Here is a 21783-nt window from a genome sequence, read left to right on the forward strand (position 1 = left end):
GCGGCGAAACCGAATGCTTCTATATGTTGACAGTCTGTCCGGAAGCCATGCTGCTTTCGTGTGAAACCAGATCTTCTTTCGGTAAAATCGGGAAATTCTCAACCACAAAGCAGTAAATGAGAATTAGCGCGCTCCACATGCCAATAGTAATCAATATTTCCCATTCAGTAGGGAAATAGTGTCCGCCGGCGCTTTTGGCCATGCCGGTAAAGACAACATTCATCCGGTTGAAGACAACACCGGCAACCACTAAAACGGAAGCGGTAAAGACACCCCAGAGCTTGTTGCGAATGCTCGGCACGGCATACATGACGATCGGCAGGAGAACAAATACGATCATTTCAATTAAGAACATATTGCTTTCCAAGGAACCGTTGAACGCTTGGGTAAAAACGCCGCGGTAATTCAAGTCGATTACTTTTACGACAAGGTAGACAATCATCATCCACATGGTGACTTTGGTCAGACTTGAAAACACCGGCATTTCCGGCACACGGCCGTAAGCCCTGGCCGCCAGCGTTCCCTCAATGGTAACCATGGCTGGTCCGAGAAAGAAAGCAGACCACACAAAGAAGAAAGGAATAAGCATGGACCACCAGAGCGGGTCCAGCCTGTTCACAGCGATGACATAGAGGGAACCCAGCGACGACTGGTGCAGGGTAGGCAGCACTATGCCAATAATCAGCCAGAAAGGTATGGTTGCGTGAAGAATTCTTTTCAGCGATGGGAAGCGCACTCTCTCAAAGAAGATATCCCCGAACTCCATGATCTGTACAATAGTGTAGAGGGAGATGCACCAGAACACCTCGAACAGCACCGAGTGGTATCCCCAGAAAAAGAAGGGGCGCCAGAAATTGTACCATCTCCCGATGTCCAGAAAAAGACTGACCAGCGCAATGATATAGCCAATCAGTGAAGTGAGCAGCGCGGCCCTGGCGATAGGCAGGTACTTTTCCTTATGCAGCACATGCACGATCAGCGCCGTGCTGAAGCCGCCGCCCGCGAGGGCGATGCCGCAAAGCAGGTCAAAGCCGATCCACAAGCCCCACGGCCACTGGTCGTTCAGGTTGGTCACCGAGCCGAGGCCGAAGATAAAACGGTATAAAGAAACAACGACCGCGGTTAGCACAAACAAGATTAATAACAATCTGAATCCGGTAATTCTAAAAGTCCAGTGCTTCTTTTGCACGAAAACCTCACCTCCGGTCTTAAACGTTTTTTTATTTCCCGTCATCATCATCAACGGCAGCGTACATTTCTTCTTCCTCATGCACTCCGGCCCGCCTCTTGGTATACAGATACATGCCGGTCAGCAGGGCGCCCCAGCCAACGAATATGAAAGGGGTCCACCTGAGCACCTGCCAGGTATACTCCGGAATAGGCTTCTGGGGAACATCCGTCCGAAAGCCGAGTTGTTCGAAAGGAGCATCGGAGATGTAAAGCCACGATGTGCCGCCCGCATCCTTCAATCCGTATATCTGGCCGGTATAGAGATCGGGGTTGGCAGCCAGGCGGTTTTTGGCCTCTTCGACCATTTTATCCCTGTCGCCGAAAGTGATCGCTCCCGTGGGACACGCGGCGGCACAGGCAGGCATCTGACCGTCGGTCACCCGGCCCAGGCACATCTGGCACTTAAGCACTCTGGGAAAAGGCTTGTCCCACTCGAACCTCAATATGCCGAAGGGACAGGCGATCATACAGTAACGGCAGCCCACGCACAGTTTTTCATTGTAAACCACCGGCCCTGCGGGCGTTTTCTGCAGAGCCTTGGCAAAGCAGGCAGAAGCGCAGGCCGGCTCCAGGCAGTGAAAGCATTGCTGTTTGACGAAACGCCTGATTTGTTTTCCATTCTTTTCGGTACGGCAGCTCTGGACAACAGTCCATTTATTCGGCGCCAGTTCAGCGTTGCCGTCCCGAGCCGTCCCGTACTCTTCATCTTGGCCGGGTTCCAGGCCATTGTACAACCGGCAGGCGACAACACAACTTTCACAGCCGATACACTTGGTGATATCGACTAGCGCTCCCATGTTTCTGGTCAATATTACCACCCTTTCGTTAACCACTTAGTTAAAAGGACCTGTCGGATACATTCCCAGCTATACTACTTTGGCAAACAAGCGTTTTAACTTGTCGGCGCGGGAATGGTACTCTGTGTGCAGCAGTTCCTCCGCCAGTTCACTCATGGGGTGTTCCAGGAAATTACGGTAGAGAGCCGCCACCTCTGCATTTTCGTGGCTCTTGCGCTTGGGCAGCGACGCGTCGGCTTTGTACAGCGCGGCAAGGCGTTGTTCGCGCACGGCGTCGGTGGGCGGAACAGCTGTGCGGGGCTGCCCGCCGCCAGCGATACACCCGCCCGGACAGGTCATAAATTCAACAAAGTGCCAGGGCGCCCTGCCTTCGCGGACGGCATCCAGGATTTTTCGTCCGTTGGCCATGCCGTGGCTCACGGCAACCCGGAGCGTGCCCACTCCCGGTATTTCCGCCGCCGCTTCCTTAACCCCGGCCAGGCCGCGCACAGGCGTCAGGTTTAAAAACAAGGCGGGAGGTTCTTGACCGGTGATAAGGAAGTAGGCGGTCCGCGCGGCAGCCTCCATGACTCCTCCGGTGGCGCCGAAAATCACCGCCCCGCCGGTTTCTTCTCCCATAAGCCGGTCATAACCCTCCTCGGGCAGGGCGGTAAAGTCGATCTGTTTTTCTTTAATCATCCGGGCAAGCTCCCGGGTGGTCAGCACGACATCCACGTCGCGCAAATCGCCGCGCTTCCAGTATGCCGCGCTGGCGTTCATTTCCGGCCGCCGCGCCTCATATTTTTTAGCCGTGCAGGGCATCACGGAGACGGAAAGAATATTTCCCGGGTCGATCCCTTTTTCCTTGGCGTAGTATGTCTTGGCCAACGCGCCGAACATCTGCTGAGGGGACTTGCAGGAAGAGATATTGGGAATGAGTTCGGGATAGAAATACTCGCAGAATTTAATCCAGCCCGGCGAACATGAAGTAAACTGAGGCAGGGGTTTCCTCACCTCTCCCTTGATTCTCTTGATCAGCTCCGTGGCTTCTTCCATAATAGTCAGGTCGGCGGTGAAGTTGGTATCCAAAACGGCATCGAAGCCCAGCCTTCTCAAGGCCGCCACCTGCTGTCCCTGCACCCATGTGCCGGGCGCCAAGCCGAATTCCTCGCCCAGGGCAACCCTGGTGGCCGGCGCGGTCTGAACCAGTACAAACCTGTTTTTGTCGGCCAAAGCTTCAAATACTATTTGCGTATCGTCGCGCTCGCTGATCGCCCCGCTGGGACAGGCCATGGAACACTGGCCGCAGTTGATGCAGATCGTTTCGTCCACCACCGGCAGGCTGTAATAGCCAAAGACACTTTCCACATTCTCACAGACCTCCAGGCACTGGCCGCAAAGTATGCATTTCCGGTCGTCCCGCACAATGGACGGGTTGTCCGCGTCAATGGGAACGCGGCCACGCACCTGGGCCGGCAGGTTGCCCGCGACGTTGTACTGGTACGGCAGCCAGCCCTTGCCGCCGGCATGCTCCGGGTTCTTATCGGCACAGCCGGCCAGGGCGCCGGTCAAGCCGGCCAGCAGTCCCGTGCCGGCCGCCATCTTCAGAAAAGTACGGCGAGTTATTTCTTTTTTTTCAACATCTTTCTCAACATCATCGTTGCAATCTTTCATGCTCTCCTCTCCTTTCCATTGATAAAGTGGTGGTTAACTAGCTAATCCGACTAACCATTTCCGCCCTGATCACCTCCCGGATGGTTATAGAGACAATATTAACTTACCCGTTATTGCCGGTGGTTAATTTAAATAAATTGAAAAACAAAAAACCACGGATGTTCTTCCTTCTGGATGAACGAAAACCTCCGTGGTATTCCTCAAAAAACATTTGTATTTAAGAACTTAGAAACCGGCAAGCTGATGTTGCCGACAACATCCGTGATATACGGAATATAAGACTTATCTTCCAATAACAAAAAATGAAACGTTAATTTAACCCCGCTTCTTGTGAGGCCAAACTTTTTCCGATATAAAAAACCCCTGCAGAATAACACTAGCTACAGCTAGCACGTCTTTTAAAATAATCTTACCTTCCCCGCAAAATTATGTCAACCGGAAAATATCCATGTTATGCTGTGTGTTAATAAACCGTCAATCCACCGTCAACACTCCATACCGCCCCGACAACAAAGGACGCATCATCCGAAGCTAAAAAACAAATAACTTTTGCCACTTCTTCCGCTCTCCCAACGCGTCCGATAGGATAAACTTCAACGATTCTTTTTAGGTGCTCACTTTTGTCAGCAACGTTCGCCAGTTGCTTTTCCAGCATAGGTGTAGACACATCACCCGGGCAGACACAATTCACTCTAATATTATGTGAAATAAGTTCCAAAGCGATGGCTTTTGAAAAAATGGTTATGGCACCTTTAGACGCGCAATATGTCGAGCAAAAAAAGTTGCCGTTAATTCCAGCGTCAGAGGAAACATTTACGACAGCTCCTCCCCCGGATTTAATTAACTCAGGAACTGCATACTTGCATGTGAAATATGTTCCCTTAACATTAACGTCCATAATGCGGTCATACTCTTCTTCGGTAACATCAATTAATGGTTTTTCAATATATTGACCAGCGGAATTAACAAGAATATCGAGCTTCCCGAATTCGGCAACCGCATATTTAACCGCCTGCTTACACTCGTATGGTAAAGAGACATCTATGACCTTAAATTTAACAGCATCCTTGTACTGTCTTAACAATTCTAAAGCATTCAACCCTTTATCCTCATTGCTTCCGATAATCAATACTCTTGCTCCGCCCTGTAAAAGCATTTCTGCCGTTGCCAATCCAATTCCCGAACTTCCGCCTGTGACTAACGCCACTTTTTCTTTAAAAGAATAAGCCATCTTATCACCTCTGCTTCAGGTTAATATCAGCTTAGGTCACCATAAGGCAAACGCGTGTCAGGGGAACTTTAAGGCCAAATCTTATTAGTAAAAATAAGCTCGGTCAGAAGGAATCTGCCGAAATCCACAGAATATAAGATTAATAACGGGCGACCGGAGTCGCTTTCTTTACAAGGTGTTTTTGGACTAAGTATACCACGAAGGTATTTCGCCATGAGAATTGGCGTTCTTTCGTGGTTTTCATTTTTAGGGGACAGGTGGTGATATGGCCAAGTAAGTTTTTATTATTCTGTCATCTCATTTTGTTAAGCAACTATTTAAAATCAAGTCTGCACGGGTTATTTATTTTATTGAGGAGTTGATTCTATGCACATGGCAGACGCTTTGATTTCACCCGCCGTAGGTGGAACCATGTGGGCTGCGACCGTGGGAATTACGGCATATTCCATAAAAAAAATCCAGGATGACGATCTATCTGATAAAATGATACCACTGATGGGAGTTATGGGAGCGTTTGTTTTCGCCGCCCAGATGATTAACTTTTCAATTCCCGGCACAGGGTCCAGCGGACACCTGGGAGGAGGCCTGCTCCTTTCAGCCCTGCTTGGCCCGTATGCCGGTTTCCTGACGATGGCCTCCATTCTTTTGATCCAGGCATTGTTTTTCGCGGACGGCGGCTTGCTGGCTTATGGCTGCAATGTGTTTAATCTCGGATTCTATACCTGCTTTATAGCCTATCCTTTGATCTACAAACGCTTTATGCGAAAAGGATACGCTCCGGCGCGCATCTTCTGGGCTTCACTTATTGCAGCAATAATCGGGCTTCAATTAGGCGCTTTCAGTGTCGTGCTGGAAACCATGTTTTCAGGAAAAACAGAATTGCCTTTCGGCACTTTCGTAGCGCTAATGCAGCCGATACATTTAGCCATCGGTATTGTTGAAGGACTCGCTACTGCCGCCGTCGTCGGGTTTGTGTGGAAAGCCCGTCCCGAAATTATGGAAGGCCACGCCCAAGCTGCCGGCGCGGTTTCCATTAAAAAAGTAATTACCGGACTGGCAGTTGCGGCAATAATTATAGGAGGCGTTTTCTCCTGGTTTGCTTCGACACACCCGGACGGTCTGGAGTGGTCGATGTTTAAGACTGCCGGCACAGAAGAGCTTGAAGCGCCGGAGGGCATTTACCAGACAATGTCCGATATCCAAGGAAAAACTGCTTTCCTGCCTGATTATAATTTTAAAGCAACAGAAAATAATATAGAAAAAACAAATGCGGCGGAAAGTGAAACAGAAGAAGCATCATGGCCCGCCGTAAGCAGCGGGACCAGCCTGGCGGGGCTGGCGGGAGGAATACTGACCCTCGCGCTGGCAGCAGCCACAGGTTTTTTCATCAATATGCTCAAGAAAAGAAAGAACGCGGCAGGTATCGCTTAAAATTTCCGGGGCGGGGCGGATAACCCCGCCGTAATTTTGTTTTGGGGATTCGTTGAGACATGTCCAACATTACAGACTCAATATACAAAATGCGTTTTCTGGATGAAACGGCGGATAAAAGAACACCGGTGCATGATTTGCATCCCCTGTCAAAGCTGCTTGTCACCATCGCCTATGTTACTGTTGTGGTTTCTTATGGAAAATATGATGTCAGCAAGCTGCTGCCCCTTGTATTTTATCCTGTCGTTATTCTGTTTTCAGCGGAAATTCCCCTTCTCCCGCTGCTGAAGAGGACACTGGCGGTTATGCCGCTCGTTATCGGCATAGGAGTGTTCAACCCCGTTTTCGACCGGGAGACTATAGCCGTAATTTTTGGCCTGCCGATTTCAGGAGGCTGGATTTCTTTTATTTCACTGCTTTTAAAGTGCGTACTGACAGTGCTGTCCGCACTGCTGCTGGTGGCGACAACAGGCATGGAGAGGATTTCATTCGCGCTTAGAATGCTTTTTGTTCCACGCATATTTGTGATGCAGCTTATGCTGACCTATCGCTTTATTTCGGTCCTGCTGGAGGAGGCCGCCAATATATGGAATTCTTATACGCTGCGCGCGCCGCGTCAAAAGGGAATCAGCCATCAAGTATGGGGTCCGCTGTTAGGACAAATGCTGATGCGGACTTACGACAGAGCGCAAAGGGTTTACCAGGCCATGGTCCTGAGAGGCTTTAACGGAGAATACAACACCGGAAGCGCAAAACAATTATTATTGAAGGATTTTTTGTATCTAGCCTCCTGGGTGGCTTTCTTTGCGGCCGCCAGGCATTACAATATTCCTTTGTTTATCGGTTCAATTTTGACAGGAGTGGGAAAATGAGTCACCATATTATTGATTTCAATGAATTATATTATACATACCCCGACGGCAAACCAGCGGTCAACGGAGTTTCATGCCGCATCCGCCACGGTGAATCAGTAGGTATTGTAGGCGCCAACGGCGCCGGCAAATCGACGCTGCTGATGCTTCTTGTGGGAATTCTGCTGCCGACGAAAGGAGAAATCCGTGTCAGTGAAATCCCGGTCACCAAAAAAACCCTGCCGGTAATCCGGCAAAGAATCGGACTTGCTTTCCAAAACCCGGATGACCAGCTTTTTATGACGACAGTATATGACGATGTGGCATTCGGACCGCGTAATTACCGCTTGACGGAACCGGAGGTTGAAAAAAGGGTGATGCGGGCGTTAGAAACCGTGGGGATCGAGCATCTCAAGGACAGGGCTCCCTACAAACTGTCCGGGGGGGAAAAACGTGCCGCGGCTATTGCCGCTGTTTTATCCATGGACCCCGACATCCTGGTAATCGACGAGCCGACAGCCGCCCTCGACCCCAAATCAAGGCGGAGATTGCTCAATCTCCTGAAGGGCTTTACGCATACCAAGCTTATCGCCACTCACGACCTGGACCTGGTGCTTGAAATATGCGACAGAACAATTGTAATCAAGGAAGGCCGGATTGCTTCAGACAACTCGCCGTTAAAAACACTTGCCGACGCCGCCTTGATGGAGCAATGCGGACTGGAAATCCCGCTGACCCTTCAAAATTGCCCCGTCTGTGGCTCCCCGCCCCGCCGCTGACTCCAATAATCCAATAATCTCCGGTAAAGGTCATAAATTCAGCTCTATTTAATATACATTAAAAGAATAGTTGCTACAGGTTCAGAATTCAGTAGTTTTATTCAGAATACTTCGGGACGATAACCATTCTCTCATTCTGACTCCTGACTCCTGACTTCTGACTCCTGACTCCTGAAATATTACTGGCGGGGGACTTCCTCATGAACGAGCTGAACCGTTTTATCGCCAAGTCGGAAGAATTATACGACCTGACCGGACGAAATATAAAGCCGGCCATAGCCGTCGTCGGTTCTTTCAACTCGGGCAAATCCACTTTGCTGAACAACCTGCTCGGGGAAGAAATTAGCCCGGTCGGGGCCGTTCCCACCACAAGCTGCCTTTTGTACTTTGACTACGGGGACTCTTTTTCAGCAAAATACACCGGCGCCAGGGACAAATGTGCATTTACCGACCGCCACGCGCTCGCTTCTTTTTTAGCAGACCGTCAGCCCCGGGGCGGCCGGGTAAATATTGAGATCCCCGCGTCTATTCTTAAAAAATGCCGCCTCATTGACACGCCCGGGATAGATTCTTTTTCTCATGATTCAATCCGCATGGTGGAGCAAGCCGCAAATGAATCCGCAAAAATAATTTATCTCTTTCACCAGCGTGGCATTGAAAACTTTAACCGTCTGTTTCTTAATAAGTTCGCGTCTGTCTGGAAGAATAAAAAATTAAATGACATATCTTTTTGGCTTAACTGTAATCTGGGAAATTGCGACGGTACGTCCCTCGAAACAACAAGGGCGGCTTTGAGAAAAATTTTTTTCAGCCAGGTCAAGCTGAACGCGATAAACCTATTAGACCGTGAGAACATGCAGGCCATGCGCCTCTATCTGGAAGCGGAATTGGCCAAATACTATTTTGACAACCTGGCTAAAAATCTTCAAAAGGTGGACGGTGAAATTCCCGCGAGATTAAAAAGAATCGCGGGAATAACTGACGAGGCGCTCTTCCTGTCCGAATTCTGGGCTGTGCGGGAAACGGCGAAAAAGCTCTTCAACGCTTACCACGCTATGCATTCCATGCCGTTAATTGTCAGAGAAACCGAAGGGCTGTTATGCGCGATTAACTCTTCCAATTTGAACAAGACGGAAAACAAGGCCGGCGGACACCATTACCGGCCATACGCCGGAGGTTTTCAAGAAGGCAGGAAACTCATTCTGGCATTAATCAATTCCTTAATGCATGAAAAAAAGTTGGCGGGCTGGCTGGAGCGCCCTAAATTAAGCAAACTGGCCGCGAAAATTGAAGCGGAACGTTTCACGGTAGTGGCCGCCGGGGGCTTTTCCACAGGCAAGTCCACATTTTTCAACGCTTTGCTGAAAGAAGAAATATTGCCCACCGGCAATAGTCCGACAACTTTGTCAATTACCCGCATTTCGCACGGTAGAAATAAAACAGCCACGGTGCGGCTGCCGCTGCAAATAACCCTGCCAATACATGAAAAGATCGGGGACCAAAGCCATCTTTGCGCCGACATACTGGACATACTGGAGAATTATTTGAAGAACAAGGCGCTTGGCCTGGCTTACCTGGAAGCATGCACGGAAGGTCGCTTCAAACAGGTAGACAGCCAGGAAATTACCTCATTAATCAACCAGGTCAGGGAATATTACGCCGCCGGCGCTTTTGCCGGGTCCGCCGGAAAACTGCCGGCGCCCGCCGTTTATAAACCGGTCCCGGTAAAAGGGCTCTTCCGCAAAAAGATACTTCAAAAAGTTCGTTTGACTTTCCAGCACGCGGGCGAGCCTGAGTTTGATCTGGCGAATCCGGCCGTTTTCAATGAATTCAAAGAATTAACCGGAGCGGAAAACGCTTTTCGGGTCGCCGGGATAGATATCCGCCACCCGTCCGAATACCTCAAACTGGCCGATTTTGTGGATACGCCGGGGCTTGATTCCATTCAAAAGCATTATTTCGACGAAATATCCGACAACATCCGGCAATGCGACGCTTACCTCGTTTTTCTAAACGCCCGGCATATCTTGAACGATATGGATAAAAAAAATTTAGAAACGGTATTCTTGCCGCAAATACCCGCGAGCTTTAAGCAGCAGATGCCGGAAAAAGAATTCGAAAAAATTTACTTTGTAATTAATTTCGCCGACGCGCTTACCCCGCACCAGCAGGAAGCGGTAGCCAACTTTGTCCGGAAAACTCTCAGCGCGCCCGTGCAAAACTCCCAGGCCATACGGCATCCGAAAATATTCCTGATTTCCGCCCTGCGGGGTCTCGCTGGAAAAGACCATGGCATGGAAGTTTTGCTCAGAAACCTCGAAGAAGGAATCATGCGCTTCCGCGGCAGGGATTTCTACAGAAGCCTATTAAACGAACTCTACACTATGCTTGACGGTGTTTCTCAAAGAATCAACACTGAGTTGCTTACTATCGTTCAAACCGGTCACAGGCCAGGCGCAAAGAAACAAAAGCTGAGGCAGGCACTGGAAGTACTGCGGGAGTTCCGCAGGGAGATAAAAAATATTAGAAACACCATATATAGCCTCGGGAGGTTGTAAAAATGGAAAATGCCAGATTACTGGACGAGCGGTTGCGCAAGATCATCAGTGAGGTAAGCGGGCGTACCGGTGGGGAAATTAAAAAAAATTTGCTCCGCGAATTTGAGGCCGGCTTCAAAGCGGCTATGGACAGGCACAGCCACGAGGAAACTATGAGAATACTGGCGCTGTTAAAAAACGCCATTAATAAATTTGATTAAGGAGGAGAAACATGGATTTAAAAATCGAGGGATTGAAGAGTGACAAAACAAGTGACGAGCTAATCGGGCAAATGTTAGCGGACATCTTCACAGGCTTTAAAACCAAAATGGTCCAGCCGGTACTGGAAGAAAACTACAAAATATCCAGTCAATTAAAGGAATTAATGACCCAAGAGCAATTGGAAATGACTGAGTTGAAGGAAAAAATAGCGGAGTTGGACGCCCGGATCCAGCAAGTGCCGTTAGTCATTTTATCGTCTTTCAGGGACGCAATAAGCCTGGCAGGCAGGGAAACCCAAGATGACAGAGAATAATAAACAAGCCGCATTGATAGATTCCCTGGCCGATACTATTAAGACCAGAATAATCCTTCCCGCCGAGGAGAACACCTCTTTCTTGCATGGCGAGATTGAACGGGTAAATGAAAGGATTTCTTTTCTGGAAGAAACCTTGTCGGCGCTGACGTCCGCTTTAAGCAGGACAAAACTGGCGGTATCGATATCTTTATTGGGTGTGGCTGTATTAGCCGTCATTCAGGTCATTATTTTTTTCAGATAACTAATCGCGGCAGCCGCCGGCGCGGGGCAGCTCACTCTTCTCCCGGTCTTCTGCGTCTCCTGATCACTACAGAGACAAAAAACGTGGCCCCGGAAATAACCAGCACTTTGAGGATGAAACCGATTGTTTCGTTTCTAAACACAACTTTTTCTTTTCTCAGCTCTACCTGTGGATCCATTTTCAAATCAAAAAAATTGCCCTTGTCAACTTGAAGCGCCAAGTTATCAAGCTTAACCATCTTCTCTTCGTGCCTGCTTATATTGGTCATATAACTTACCACCTGAATGCAGAGAAAAGCCAGGGCAAACAATATCAACAGCAAACGGGAATAACTGTTCATGCGGCATCTCCTTTTCTTTATTATCTGAGGCCTTCTTGATTTTTACCCGGGCGGCTTCACAAGCCAGGGCGTAGAAAGCGCTCTCGCATGTAGACCACGGGTAATTCCTTCCACCGGTAATGTATGATGACCTGCAGGATTGAGGAAAGACACCCGCACGCGGCAGGTCATCCATTACTGTCGCCGCGTAACCAAGGATGCCCCACGGCAAAGGGTCTCCCCCCGACAACTCCGGCCGCTTCAGCAAAAGAGTAAGCCCAATGTTTTTGCTCGACATCCTGGAAAGTCGGTTCCAGGTTGTTTTTTACCGGAGCTAACCCGCTGGCGGCAACAATAAAAAATATTTCCTTTTTCCGCAAGATTCGTCCGCTGATTGAATATTTTATAACCAATACTATTACTTTACGAAGTCATCATATTTCTATTCAGCAATAATGTTAAAATCCCTTTCAAAGTGTTAAAAAAAGCAATGTTACTAATTTTAGGTATAAGAATGCCGGCAGCGGCAGTGAAAGGAGTGCCCCTATGCAACACATCGTAAATCATCTGAACGCCCAGTTCAACTGGCTGAAAAGCTGTCAGATTCTTAATCCGGGCAGCGACGCCGACGGCGCCATCAAGAAGTACCCCGATCAAGGCTGGGTTATGCCGTACTTTTCCAATTTCGCGGCTATGGCCATGTTGGAAGACCCTTCCTCCCATCCCCTCGTCGAGCGTTATTTGCATTGGTACTTGCGCCACCTTGAAAAAAACGGAACTATGCTGGATTACCATTATGACGATAATTTAAACAGCAAAACTACCTGGCCGGATTCGGAAGATTCATACGCCGGGACCTACCTGTCTCTTGTCTGCGCCTATCACTACAGAACCGGGCAAACGGGATGGCTCAGGCAAAATCTGCCTTTATTAAAAAAAGTGGCCGGGGTCATTATTAACCTGATGGATCGGGATGGGCTCACCTTTGCCCTGGCTGGCTACCGGGTAAAATATCTGATGGACAACTGTGAAACTTACCGGGGGCTGAAAGATTTCGCAGATCTCCTTTATTATTTGGGTGATCAGGACAGCGGGCGCTACCGGGCTAAAGCCGATGCCATCGCCTCGGGTATAGAAAGATCTCTCTGGAATTCGTCCGGCAGGTGTTACCATGCCAGCAAAATCGGCCTATTTAAAAATAAGGTTGATTTAAAGAAATTCTACCCCGACGCCGCCTGCCAGATATTTCCGGTGGTATACGGGCTAATCAAGCCGGACTCAGAGCGCGCCGTCCACCTTTATAAAACTTTTAACAACAACCAACCGGACTGGGTCAATATCAAGCCTCCGGACTTCCCGTGGATGATCCTTGGCTACTACACCTGCCTGCACGGCGATCACGAGCGCGCACTCGAGAAAGTCCTGCAGGGCGTTGAATCTTATATTGAACCAAAATCGGGGTACTGGTATTGCGGCGAGTCGGCTTTTTTCATTATGACCTGCGCAAAGCTAATTCAGCTCAGAGGAACCGGCTTTCACGCACAAACCGTCTTCCGGCCGGGTCCTTTATAATAATAAGCTTCACTAACAGGCATAATATAAAAACTACAATATTTATATGGCGGTGAAAAAAATATCCAGTCTAAAGACCCAGCCGGAAATGCCTGAAGCAATCGTCGGAAACTCCAAAATGCTGGCGTCTCTAAGAGAAAACGGTGAGATATTCAGACTTTTCTGGCCTCAAATTGACTATGGCCAACACCTGGGACACTTTTGGCCGGGGATTAAATTGTTTTTACCGGAGGGACAAAGTTTTACCAAATGGTTTCATTTAAATATATGGCAGTCGTCTCAACGCTACCTGGAAAACACCAATATATTAGAAACCGAAATGTGCAGCCGGACGCATTATTTTAAAGTTGTCCAGCAGGACTTCGTTCTCCCCGACAGGGACATCCTGGTGCGGCACTACACCCTGACAAACCACGGGGAAAGAGAAGAAAAACTGACTTTTCTGGTTTATTGCGCTTTTGATCTTGATGAGTCGACTCATTACGACGGCGCCTACCTTGATTTTTGCAATCATTCTCTCATCTTCTTCCGGAGAAATATATACCTGGCCGTCGCCGGGTCCGGCTACCCCCTGAGCGGTTATCAGTGCGGCAGGCGCTGCACGCATTCCGATCCTTTCCAGAATGCTTCAAGAGGGGCGCTGCGAGGAGGCAGCGACAATATCCGGCAAAGCGCCGCCAGCTTGGATTGGGATATGGGTGATCTGCCGCCGGGCGAGTCAAAAAATTTTACACTATACCTGGCCGCGGGCGCCGACAGGGACAAAGTGATCACATTGCTCGCCGGGGCCGCCTCGCAGGATGGTCTTGAACTGCTTGAGCAAACAAAGCAATACTGGCGCGGCTGGCTCAGGAAGGGAACGCGGGCGGCCGGTGAAAACGCGGGCAGTGAAGCAGCCTATGGCAGATCTCTTCTGGCAATGAAGCTGATGTCAAATAAGGAAACCGGCGCTTCAATCGCCGCGCCGGAATTTGATCCATATTATTTGCTGTGCGGCGGGTACGGCTACTGCTGGCCGCGTGATTCCGTATTCATCGCGGCGGCTTTTGACGAGGCCGGTTATCATGATATCGCGGCGCATTTTTACAAATTTGCCGGCGCGGTGCAGGAAAAAGCAGGAGACTGGCAGCAGAGGTATTTTACCGACGGCTTAGCCGCCCCCACCTGGGGAAAGCAAATAGACCAGGCCGGCTCTGTATTGTGGGGTTACGGACACCACTACAGTCTTACCCGGGATAATCATTTCCTGGAACAGACCTGGTCCTCCCTGGCGGCGGGCGCCGATTATCTCGCGGAAAACCTGGAGGCCAACGGTCTGCCGTCCCCCAGTTTCGACCTCTGGGAAGACGAACACAGCCAGGGCACTTACTCCGCGGCGGCGGTATACGGAGGCCTGAAGGCGGCAAGTGAAATCGCCATAATTAAAGGAGAGCGGGAGACAGCGCGGCGTTGGCACATGGCCGCTGCAGCAGTAAAAGAAGGAATATTGAAGCACCAGTGGTCGGATAGACATCATAGTTTCATACGCGGCATCAACAGGAGGGTTTGCCAGGATAGCTACCATCACGCGGCTCATGAAGGCAAATTCAGCTATACGCAAACCGATCCGGCGGGTCTCTACCCGACATATTGGGTAGGCGAGGATGAACGGCTGGACGCGGCCCTGCTGGGCCTGGCTTTTCCATTCGGCGTGCTGGACGCGAAAGACGAAAAAATGCAGGCCACTGTCAGAGCTATTGAAGAACGGCTCTGGAATCGCGATGTCGGCGGCCTGCGCCGTTATGAGGGCGACAGCTACAGAGGCGGCAATCCCTGGCTGGTCACCACCTTCTGGCTCGCTATTTATTACTGTATGCGCGGCGACCGCCACCGGGCTAAAACATTGTACCGCTGGTGCCTGGAACAGGCAAACCGCCACCTGCTCCTGCCGGAACAGGCCGACAAAAACCGCGGCGGCCCGGCCTGGGTGATGCCCCTGAACTGGTCGCACGCGATGCTCGTACTGGCCCGGCTCGCCCTGGAGGACAGGCTGAGCATAATATCTATCGCCAAAACATAACACCTGCCCTCGCGCAATGCGCCGGTCACGGGTTCAAATCCTCACTATCAGCTCCAGGAAAATCAAGGCCTCCGGGGTGTTTAAGCCGGAGGCCGTTTGACGCTGCCAAACGGGAATGCCCCTTTAATTGCTCCCCGTTACTTCTTCCCCGTGAAGCTCCCACGGCGTATCGCTGTAATATTCAAGGCCGTCGAAGCTCTTCCCGTCGTTCGACATGGTCACGACAAAGCGGTATCCCTCAGTGTCTGAATAAAACTGGCCTTCCAGCACGTTCCCGGTCACCGTACCGCTGACCATCCAGGAGCCCTGGTCATAGGTGCCGCTGACCTGGCTGCCGCTCTGGGTGAGTTCCATTAAACAGCCGTTGTTGAGCAGCCAGGTGCCCGAGAAGTCCGCCACCTGGTCGCCATCTCCCTCACCGTAGGTAATGGTGATCCGCTTGTCGGTCCCGTCCCACGCCACCTGCGCCCCCAGGTTCTCAATCACGAAGCGCAGGGGCAGCATGGTGCGGCCTGTTTCCGAAACAAACGGCACAACCTCCAGGATCTTTTTCTGGCCGTTGATTTTGGCCTCTTCATTCCCAATCCACAGCTCCACCGAAGTGCCCTGGCAGCTGATGGTCACCTTATTCTCGGCCGCCGTCCACGGTCATCAACGGATTGTCCACCTGCAGGACTATGCTGGAGGCTCCGGCGGTACCGGTTCCCAGCGCCTTGATCTGGTCACTGTCGAGCGCGTAATTGTAAATGCGCAGGTCGTCCATTTTGCCTTGGAAATAACTGCTCGCTCCGCTCTGGATTATCCCGCCTATCAGCACATTGCTGTCGGATGTAACATAATTGTCTTCAGGCACCTGCGCGGTCCCCAGCGGCACACCGTCAACGTACAGGTTGATTTTGCCGCCGTCGTTGGTAAAGGCCGCGTGGACCCATTTGTTGACCGCGTCCTGCCCCTCGACCTCAACCGACGCTTCCGTGTAGTGACTGTTGTCATAATCGTAAGACATCCACATCTGCAGGGTAGAATCACTGGCGCTTATATCAGAATCATAATCATAGGCGTTGGCGAAATACGTGCTATCCATACCGTTATCAGCCAATTTTGATATGATCGTGCTGTCGGAACCGGGCGCGATCCGGATCCAGGCAGAGATGGTATAGGGCCCGGTGAGGTCCAGTTCAGAGTTGTCGGCTACCTGCAAAAACCCTCCCTTGAACTGGGCGCATTGACCAAATACTCCATCGGCAAATCCCACGTCTCCATTTAGCTTGCCGTCGTTGCCGTTGCCCGAGGAGTCCCTGAAGTCACCGTCAAACTTGTAGTGGGCGATCAGCCCTTTTTCCGGTGGCGTGCCGGTTACCGGTTTTTGTGTGATGCCGCCGGAGGTGATTGTTATACTCTGGGTGGCTCCGTCCCACTGCACCTGGGAACCAAGGCTCTCGGTGACAAAGCGCAGCGGCAGCATGGTGCGGCCTGTTGCCGAGACAAACGGGGCCACGTCCAGGGCCTTCTCCTGCCCGTTGACCCGGGCTGTGTTCTGCCCTATCCACAGGTCGATGCTGGTTCCCTGGTAACCTATCGTGACCTTACTCTCGGAAGCAGTCCATCCCATGGTCCCGCCCATGGCCTCCACGATGGCCCGGATATTTAATGCCGAACAGATCTACCGGCTGGTATGGAATGAGAGTAGTCCTGTTGACTTAAGAATGGTTCCGGTGCATATCAGTAACCTGCGTAAAAGATCGAACCGGATCCTTCCCGCCCCCGATATATCCTGACAGTTAAGGGATTGGGCTAAATTCAATGGGGCGCCCGACCAGGGCTCAGTTGATTCCGGGCCGACAGGATAACAAACATTGACCAGAAGAAGGAAGTATGTTGGAGAATGCTATAACCTGGTATGTACCTACCATATCAGCCCAAATAGTTATTCAAATAATTATGGCCTTGGTCTTTTCATATCTCTATGCCCATGACCGCAAGCCCTTTTTAATTATGTGGGGGGTCGGCTGTTACGGCTGGGTGTTGAAACTATCCTTTGACCTGGCTATTTTTCAGGGGCATGAAACATTATTTTTTCATATCTTCAACCAGTTAGGCTGCATTATCGGGGCCTACTTTCTCAGTTGGGGAACCATTAATTTTACTGGGAAAAGGATGCCTAAACTTTTTTTTATCTGGGTTTGGCTCACTGCCGGTTGGGTCGCACTGTCAGTTTTTCCCAGGCCTCTTTTATCCAGGCTATGGCTCCAATCATACCGTTGGTAGTGGCTATCTATTTCTGGACCGGCTTGGCTTTCCTTAAGGCCGGGAACATAGAAGTCACAGGACAGCGTATTACCGGATGGAGTTTTGTCTTGACGGGATTACACTTTGGCAACTATCCCCTGTTAAGGAATGTGGAGTGGTTCGCCCCCTGGGGTTACCTGATTGCCGGCGCCATGGCATTTCTTTTGGCCATAGGCATTCTCCTCGTTTATTACCAGCAAATCAAAAACAGCCTGACCGAAAGCGAGACCCGCCTGCAGCTACTGGCGGAAAACGCCCAGGACCTGATCTACCGCTACCGGCTGATTCAAGATCTGTTCGATTTGGCCCAGCTGGAATCACGCCGCGTGAAATTCAATCTGGAGCAGGTGGCGGTTAACGACCTCATCTTGCAATTGTTCGATAAATACAGAGTGGACGTACTGAATGCGGGTCTTAGATTCAACTTAAACAGTCCTGCCCCCCGGGAACCGGATTCCTCTGAAACCATGCCCACTGTGGAGGTTGATCCGGACCAAATTGAACGAGTCTTTGCCAACCTGATCTACAACGCGGTTAAGCACACGCCCCAGGGCAGGACAGTTTCCGTCGGTTACAAAATTGTTCAAGTTGACGGCGGGCGGGCATCCCGCGCCAGAACCGGGACAGGCGCCGGCTGTTTTGAAGCGCTGGTCAAAGTAACGGACACTGGTACAGGTATTTCTCCGAAAGAACTGCCTTATATATTCAATCGCTATTATAAAGGAGCTGCTACCGCGGAAAAGACGGGTGGCACCGGCCTAGGCCTGGCTATTTCAAAGGAAATTATCGAGTACCATAACGGCCGGATTTGGGCTGAAAGTGTTCTAAACCAGGGAAGCACCTTTTGCTTCGCCCAACGTTTAATCTCTCCCTAACAGGCCTCCAAGCCCGATATTCCCAATGAGGCTGCCTTCTTCCTTGTTTTTCCCGCCCCTTTTTTTCCCTGCGGCAATCATCCTGTCGGCTAATCTGGAAAATGGAAGAGATTGCAGCCATACGGTGCCCGGGCCCTTTAATGTGGCGAAAAACAGCCCTTCTCCGCCAAAAATCGCGCTTTTAATATTTCCGACAAATTCCACGTCATAGTCTACCGTTGCCGTCATCGCTACCAGGCAGCCGGTATCAATCTTCAGCATTTCTCCCCGGGCCAAGTCCTTTTTTATTATAGTACCGCCCGCGTGCATAAAACTCAGGCCGTCCCCTTCCAGTCTCTGCATAATGAAGCCTTCTCCGCCAAAAAGACCGGCCCCGATTTTTTTCTGAAAGGCTATCTCAATAGCAATTCCTTTAGCCGCGCATAAGAAAGCATCCCTCTGGCAGATCATTTGTTGCCCGTACTCGCTTAAATCAAACGGAATTATCTTTCCAGGATAGGGCGCGGCAAAAGCCACCACTTTTCTATCGCGGGCCCGGTTGGTAAACACCGTCATAAAGAGACTCTCCCCGGTAAGAACTCTTTTGCCGGCGCCCATCAGCATTCCCATAACACCTTTTCCGCTGTCTTTTCCCGAACCGTCCCCGAATATGGAGTCCATCTCAATACTGCCGTCCATGTACATCATGGCTCCCGCCTCGGCCACCACACTTTCTCCGCTATCCAGGCCGATCTCAACAAACTGCATATCATCGCCGTAAACAGTGAAATCAATTTCATGCGCTTTTTTCATTCTCGTTCCTCCAGCTTTTTTATATTAATTTTATCAAACATCAGCAGAATTTTTGTAAATTAATTATACGCTATTTGCTACTTATTTTACTACTCATATCCCCAGTTCACTGCGATAGACCATGTTGAACAACCCGGCGGCACAGCCAAGCTGTTCAACATTGAAGGCTGAAAATTTAGCCAGGTTTCTGATTATAGAAAGGCGTCAACATCTCAAGGAAAAAATAATTGAAGAAGCCATAGAACTGCTGTGGCAGAGTGGACAAAAACAGCAGGCCTTGTCCCTGTGCAAGGAACTGGTCGCGGTCCTCTCGAAAGAATATGGCATAACGCCGGCTGCGGAAATAAACGACATGTATAAGAAAATCCAATATAGTTAAACGGGTGTGGCGCTCTTACTTCCAACCAGCGTCACACCCGTTTTCAGCGTTTTACGGTTTTGCAAAGGGATTGCCACTTTTGAATTAACGATTAACCAGGTCATCCAAGGTCTTAAACGTATAACCCTGGGCTTTTATATCTTTTAACATACGGTCCATCGCATCGGCATTATCCTTGGAAACCGCGTGCAGCAGGATTAACGCGCCGTTGTGCAGGTTGTCCATCACTGACTGGTAAGCCTCCTGCGAACCGCCCGGCATCGGCACCCAGTCTTTCATCGCCATGCTCCAAAAAATATTATGATAGCCTAATTCTTTGGTCACGGCCAGGGTGCGCTCGCTGTACTCACCCTGGGGTGGACGCAGGTATTTCATTCCTTTTTTGCCGGTTATTTTTTCGAAATCCTGCTCTACTATTTGAATTTCCTTAATAATTTGCTCATCAGACACGTCAGGCAAGCTGGGATGGGTGTCAGTGTGATTGCATACAATATGCCCCTCGTTCACCATGCGTTTTATTAATTCGGGCTGGTCGTTGAGATAGTGCCCGGTGACAAAAAAGGCCGCCTTGACCTCATTGGCTTTGAGCGCGTCCAAAATTTTAGCGGTATAGCCGTTCTCATAACCGTTGTCAAAGGTCAAGTAAACCACTTTTTCCGCCGGGTCGCCAATCCAATACGCGCCGTACCGGCTAAGCCTTTCGCTTATTGACGCAGGCATTTCCGGCTGGAGATGCTTGTTATTCCGCACCAGACCCCAACCATATTTGGTGTTGGACAACTGGCTGTTGGTTATGGCCAACGGTTCTGGCGGTGACGAGGATGTTTCTGAAGAACCTGTGTTTGCTTCATTTATATCGGGTACCGCCGCTTGAGTTTCGTTTTCGTTTTCGGTTTCACTTTCAGGCAAAACCTGTTCGGCCTGGACTTCAGATGGGGGTACTCCGGCAGCGCCGCTTTGCTGGCCTGTGAAAACACGTTCCTTCAAAGCACAACCTGATCCCAATAAAAATAAAACAAAAACAACCAGGAGAATCCGTTTCTTCTGATAATCTTTCGCCAGTAGTGTCATCGCCCAACCCTCCAAGTTTGCTTGAGATATTACTATGATTGACGGATTATTATTTTATTATCCGTCCGTTAAGCAGCTTCTTAATTTATATAAATTCGACATGAATTGACAGTTTCCTTCGAATAAGGCGTCCCACTCCAGGAAAGAAAAATTATCTATAAAAAAGTAAAAAGTAGACAAGAGAGAGCTTCATAGATACAAGCTCTCTCGTTCTTATAATACCAATTCATTGACCGGGCGGTTATATTACAAGTATTTTTTAAGAAAATCATCAGGTGATAGCGCATTAACAGGCGAAACGGAAAAATCCTTCAGGTTTCGGGTAATAATGCAATCGACTTTTCCCCTTTTAGCACAGGTGGCAAGCAAAGCATCTTCATAATCAGGCATTGTTAGCAGTTCCAAAGCCTTCTCGCAGTCGGAACCGGTAACATCTAATATTTTGAAAATCGTGAAGATCTTTAGCAAAGCCTGCCTGCATTGTGTGTTGTCATGTAAATGCTTGTGCAGCAGATAATAAATGTCGGTCACGCTGTTGGCGGTAATGAATGCCGTGATCTTATCTTCGGCGGCTAAAAGAAACAGCTTTTCTGCCGATTCGTTGAAAGGAGCGCGTGAAACCATGGCGTCCAGTATAACGTTGGTATCAATCAGCACGTTCACGACGGCTCAGACGCTCCTCTCTCGCCCGTTTCAAGGAAGCACCGGCAGGCAGGATGCCAAACAGCGATTTAGCTATCTGCACTTTATCCTGATTGGCATTGGTTAGCTTTGCAACGCTCTTTCCGTTTTTGGTAATATAAATATCCTCCTTGGATGCGAGCGCCAGATACTTCCCGATATTATTTTTAAACTCAGTGGCAGTGATTAACATGGGATAACCCCCCTTGTACGAAATATAGTATTAATATCTTAAATGTCATTATACTAAAATCGTACGATAAAGTCATTAAAAAACGTTCGATTGTATTAATATTATCGGCTAAACCGGTAACTTTGACCTCCCGGTTAATTAAATAGGCTCTCGGCATTAGATGGGAGGAATCATTAAATCTGGAATAAAGCAACTGGAAATTCTGGCATGCCAGGCTAAAAAGACTGTCCTTTTCACGACATTCCTAAAAATGGGCATGGCAAAG

Annotated in this window: 24 protein-coding genes; 12 read left to right on the forward strand and 12 right to left on the reverse strand. The window is 49.7% G+C overall.

The features are described from left to right. Positions 1-19: 19 nt before the first annotated feature. From nrfD to L9W92_RS14230, 4 genes are all read right to left on the reverse strand, one after another. Complete coding sequence (gene nrfD / locus L9W92_RS14215; RefSeq protein ID WP_240084429.1) at positions 20-1234, reverse strand: NrfD/PsrC family molybdoenzyme membrane anchor subunit; 1215 nt, start codon at positions 1232-1234, stop codon at positions 20-22. Continuing rightward, positions 1221-2027: a 4Fe-4S dicluster domain-containing protein gene (locus tag L9W92_RS14220; protein WP_240084430.1), complete on the reverse strand. Its 807-nt coding sequence runs from the start codon at positions 2025-2027 to the stop codon at positions 1221-1223. The genes nrfD and L9W92_RS14220 overlap by 14 nt, the downstream gene beginning before the upstream one ends. Positions 2028-2096: 69 nt before the next feature. Next, on the reverse strand, positions 2097-3680 hold the full coding sequence (locus tag L9W92_RS14225; protein WP_240084409.1) for a [FeFe] hydrogenase, group A: 1584 nt from the start codon (positions 3678-3680) through the stop codon (positions 2097-2099). Positions 3681-4143: 463 nt separating this feature from the next. Then, positions 4144-4911 (reverse strand): SDR family NAD(P)-dependent oxidoreductase, encoded by a 768-nt coding sequence (locus tag L9W92_RS14230; protein WP_240084410.1) that lies wholly within the window; start codon positions 4909-4911, stop codon positions 4144-4146. 366 nt (positions 4912-5277) lie between these two features. Between L9W92_RS14230 and L9W92_RS14235 the strand changes: the two genes are divergently transcribed. The 7 genes from L9W92_RS14235 to L9W92_RS14265 all read left to right on the forward strand — a co-directional run bounded on the left by L9W92_RS14235 (position 5278) and on the right by L9W92_RS14265 (position 11288). Further along, positions 5278-6342 (forward strand): energy-coupling factor ABC transporter permease, encoded by a 1065-nt coding sequence (locus L9W92_RS14235; protein WP_240084411.1) that lies wholly within the window; start codon positions 5278-5280, stop codon positions 6340-6342. 59 nt (positions 6343-6401) lie between these two features. Then, positions 6402-7214 carry a cobalt ECF transporter T component CbiQ gene (cbiQ, locus tag L9W92_RS14240; RefSeq protein WP_240084412.1) on the forward strand — a complete coding sequence of 271 codons (813 nt, stop codon included), beginning with the start codon at positions 6402-6404 and terminating at the stop codon, positions 7212-7214. Further along, complete coding sequence (locus tag L9W92_RS14245; RefSeq protein ID WP_240084413.1) at positions 7211-7972, forward strand: energy-coupling factor ABC transporter ATP-binding protein; 762 nt, start codon at positions 7211-7213, stop codon at positions 7970-7972. The genes cbiQ and L9W92_RS14245 overlap by 4 nt, the downstream gene beginning before the upstream one ends. Positions 7973-8172: 200 nt before the next feature. Next, positions 8173-10530 carry a dynamin family protein gene (locus tag L9W92_RS14250; RefSeq protein ID WP_240084414.1) on the forward strand — a complete coding sequence of 786 codons (2358 nt, stop codon included), beginning with the start codon at positions 8173-8175 and terminating at the stop codon, positions 10528-10530. Between the two features lie 2 nt (positions 10531-10532). Further along, positions 10533-10730, forward strand: coding sequence for a hypothetical protein (locus tag L9W92_RS14255; RefSeq protein WP_240084415.1), 198 nt, complete (start codon positions 10533-10535; stop codon positions 10728-10730). A gap of 11 nt (positions 10731-10741) precedes the next feature. Further along, on the forward strand, positions 10742-11044 hold the full coding sequence (locus L9W92_RS14260; RefSeq protein ID WP_240084416.1) for a hypothetical protein: 303 nt from the start codon (positions 10742-10744) through the stop codon (positions 11042-11044). Continuing rightward, on the forward strand, positions 11031-11288 hold the full coding sequence (locus L9W92_RS14265; protein ID WP_240084417.1) for a hypothetical protein: 258 nt from the start codon (positions 11031-11033) through the stop codon (positions 11286-11288). Before L9W92_RS14260 ends, L9W92_RS14265 begins: the two co-directional genes overlap by 14 nt. Before the next feature lie 31 nt (positions 11289-11319). Here L9W92_RS14265 and L9W92_RS14270 read toward each other — a convergent pair whose 3' ends face one another. Together L9W92_RS14270 and L9W92_RS14275 are read right to left on the reverse strand one after the other, a co-directional pair. Beyond that, positions 11320-11628 (reverse strand): hypothetical protein, encoded by a 309-nt coding sequence (locus L9W92_RS14270; RefSeq protein ID WP_240084418.1) that lies wholly within the window; start codon positions 11626-11628, stop codon positions 11320-11322. Positions 11629-11795: 167 nt separating this feature from the next. After that, positions 11796-11987 carry a hypothetical protein gene (locus L9W92_RS14275; RefSeq protein WP_240084419.1) on the reverse strand — a complete coding sequence of 64 codons (192 nt, stop codon included), beginning with the start codon at positions 11985-11987 and terminating at the stop codon, positions 11796-11798. Between the two features lie 166 nt (positions 11988-12153). Between L9W92_RS14275 and L9W92_RS14280 the strand changes: the two genes are divergently transcribed. Then, positions 12154-13179 (forward strand): glucosidase family protein, encoded by a 1026-nt coding sequence (locus L9W92_RS14280; RefSeq protein ID WP_240084420.1) that lies wholly within the window; start codon positions 12154-12156, stop codon positions 13177-13179. 46 nt (positions 13180-13225) lie between these two features. Continuing rightward, complete coding sequence (locus L9W92_RS14285; protein ID WP_240084421.1) at positions 13226-15238, forward strand: glycoside hydrolase family 15 protein; 2013 nt, start codon at positions 13226-13228, stop codon at positions 15236-15238. Positions 15239-15361: 123 nt separating this feature from the next. On the opposite strand, the gene L9W92_RS14290 is transcribed toward L9W92_RS14285, so the two are convergent. Then, the gene (locus tag L9W92_RS14290) at positions 15362-15862 is read right to left on the reverse strand and encodes a copper amine oxidase N-terminal domain-containing protein (RefSeq protein ID WP_240084422.1); all 501 of its coding nucleotides are present in this window, start codon (positions 15860-15862) and stop codon (positions 15362-15364) included. A gap of 1 nt (position 15863) precedes the next feature. After that, positions 15864-16901 carry a stalk domain-containing protein gene (locus L9W92_RS19205; protein WP_376741814.1) on the reverse strand — a complete coding sequence of 346 codons (1038 nt, stop codon included), beginning with the start codon at positions 16899-16901 and terminating at the stop codon, positions 15864-15866. On the opposite strand from L9W92_RS19205, the gene L9W92_RS19395 reads away from it, so the two are divergent. Together L9W92_RS19395 and L9W92_RS14300 are read left to right on the forward strand one after the other, a co-directional pair. After that, entirely contained in the window at positions 16873-17016 is a 144-nt protein-coding gene (locus tag L9W92_RS19395; protein WP_376741815.1) for a winged helix-turn-helix domain-containing protein, read from the forward strand. The two genes, L9W92_RS19205 and L9W92_RS19395, sit on opposite strands and share 29 nt — an antisense overlap. A gap of 465 nt (positions 17017-17481) precedes the next feature. Next, the gene (locus tag L9W92_RS14300) at positions 17482-18402 is read left to right on the forward strand and encodes a sensor histidine kinase (RefSeq protein ID WP_240084423.1); all 921 of its coding nucleotides are present in this window, start codon (positions 17482-17484) and stop codon (positions 18400-18402) included. On the opposite strand, the gene L9W92_RS14305 is transcribed toward L9W92_RS14300, so the two are convergent. Next, positions 18388-19194, reverse strand: a complete 807-nt coding sequence (locus tag L9W92_RS14305; RefSeq protein WP_240084424.1) for a TIGR00266 family protein — start codon at positions 19192-19194, stop codon at positions 18388-18390. The genes L9W92_RS14300 and L9W92_RS14305 overlap by 15 nt on opposite strands. A 160-nt stretch (positions 19195-19354) precedes the next feature. Here L9W92_RS14305 and L9W92_RS14310 point away from each other — a divergent pair, with 160 nt between their 5' ends. Next, positions 19355-19573 carry a BTAD domain-containing putative transcriptional regulator gene (locus tag L9W92_RS14310; protein WP_240084425.1) on the forward strand — a complete coding sequence of 73 codons (219 nt, stop codon included), beginning with the start codon at positions 19355-19357 and terminating at the stop codon, positions 19571-19573. 84 nt (positions 19574-19657) lie between these two features. Here the strand turns inward: L9W92_RS14310 and pdaA are convergent, their stop codons facing one another. From pdaA to L9W92_RS14325, 3 genes are all read right to left on the reverse strand, one after another. Next, positions 19658-20644 carry a delta-lactam-biosynthetic de-N-acetylase gene (gene pdaA / locus L9W92_RS14315; RefSeq protein ID WP_240084426.1) on the reverse strand — a complete coding sequence of 329 codons (987 nt, stop codon included), beginning with the start codon at positions 20642-20644 and terminating at the stop codon, positions 19658-19660. A 246-nt stretch (positions 20645-20890) separates the two neighbouring features. After that, positions 20891-21307: a PIN domain-containing protein gene (locus L9W92_RS14320; protein ID WP_240084427.1), complete on the reverse strand. Its 417-nt coding sequence runs from the start codon at positions 21305-21307 to the stop codon at positions 20891-20893. After that, positions 21291-21518 (reverse strand): type II toxin-antitoxin system Phd/YefM family antitoxin, encoded by a 228-nt coding sequence (locus L9W92_RS14325; protein WP_240084428.1) that lies wholly within the window; start codon positions 21516-21518, stop codon positions 21291-21293. The genes L9W92_RS14320 and L9W92_RS14325 overlap by 17 nt, the downstream gene beginning before the upstream one ends. Positions 21519-21783: the final 265 nt, after the last annotated feature.

Source organism: Pelotomaculum terephthalicicum JT (assembly GCF_022410535.1).
In the GTDB taxonomy this organism is placed as follows: domain Bacteria; phylum Bacillota; class Desulfotomaculia; order Desulfotomaculales; family Pelotomaculaceae; genus Pelotomaculum_D; species Pelotomaculum_D terephthalicicum.

What these genes read in the sequence shown, in the direction of transcription:
- nrfD (WP_240084429.1), bottom strand. Translation starts at nt 1,234, where the DNA reads ATGACGGGAAATAAAAAAACGTTTAAGACCGGAGGTGAGGTTTTCGTG.
- L9W92_RS14220 (WP_240084430.1), bottom strand. Translation starts at nt 2,027, where the DNA reads ATGGGAGCGCTAGTCGATATCACCAAGTGTATCGGCTGTGAAAGTTGT.
- L9W92_RS14225 (WP_240084409.1), bottom strand. Translation starts at nt 3,680, where the DNA reads ATGAAAGATTGCAACGATGATGTTGAGAAAGATGTTGAAAAAAAAGAA.
- L9W92_RS14230 (WP_240084410.1), bottom strand. Translation starts at nt 4,911, where the DNA reads ATGGCTTATTCTTTTAAAGAAAAAGTGGCGTTAGTCACAGGCGGAAGT.
- L9W92_RS14235 (WP_240084411.1), top strand. Translation starts at nt 5,278, where the DNA reads ATGCACATGGCAGACGCTTTGATTTCACCCGCCGTAGGTGGAACCATG.
- cbiQ (WP_240084412.1), top strand. Translation starts at nt 6,402, where the DNA reads ATGTCCAACATTACAGACTCAATATACAAAATGCGTTTTCTGGATGAA.
- L9W92_RS14245 (WP_240084413.1), top strand. Translation starts at nt 7,211, where the DNA reads ATGAGTCACCATATTATTGATTTCAATGAATTATATTATACATACCCC.
- L9W92_RS14250 (WP_240084414.1), top strand. Translation starts at nt 8,173, where the DNA reads ATGAACGAGCTGAACCGTTTTATCGCCAAGTCGGAAGAATTATACGAC.
- L9W92_RS14255 (WP_240084415.1), top strand. Translation starts at nt 10,533, where the DNA reads ATGGAAAATGCCAGATTACTGGACGAGCGGTTGCGCAAGATCATCAGT.
- L9W92_RS14260 (WP_240084416.1), top strand. Translation starts at nt 10,742, where the DNA reads ATGGATTTAAAAATCGAGGGATTGAAGAGTGACAAAACAAGTGACGAG.
- L9W92_RS14265 (WP_240084417.1), top strand. Translation starts at nt 11,031, where the DNA reads ATGACAGAGAATAATAAACAAGCCGCATTGATAGATTCCCTGGCCGAT.
- L9W92_RS14270 (WP_240084418.1), bottom strand. Translation starts at nt 11,628, where the DNA reads ATGAACAGTTATTCCCGTTTGCTGTTGATATTGTTTGCCCTGGCTTTT.
- L9W92_RS14280 (WP_240084420.1), top strand. Translation starts at nt 12,154, where the DNA reads ATGCAACACATCGTAAATCATCTGAACGCCCAGTTCAACTGGCTGAAA.
- L9W92_RS14285 (WP_240084421.1), top strand. Translation starts at nt 13,226, where the DNA reads ATGGCGGTGAAAAAAATATCCAGTCTAAAGACCCAGCCGGAAATGCCT.
- L9W92_RS19395 (WP_376741815.1), top strand. Translation starts at nt 16,873, where the DNA reads ATGGCCCGGATATTTAATGCCGAACAGATCTACCGGCTGGTATGGAAT.
- L9W92_RS14300 (WP_240084423.1), top strand. Translation starts at nt 17,482, where the DNA reads ATGGCTCCAATCATACCGTTGGTAGTGGCTATCTATTTCTGGACCGGC.
- L9W92_RS14305 (WP_240084424.1), bottom strand. Translation starts at nt 19,194, where the DNA reads ATGAAAAAAGCGCATGAAATTGATTTCACTGTTTACGGCGATGATATG.
- pdaA (WP_240084426.1), bottom strand. Translation starts at nt 20,644, where the DNA reads ATGACACTACTGGCGAAAGATTATCAGAAGAAACGGATTCTCCTGGTT.
- L9W92_RS14325 (WP_240084428.1), bottom strand. Translation starts at nt 21,518, where the DNA reads ATGTTAATCACTGCCACTGAGTTTAAAAATAATATCGGGAAGTATCTG.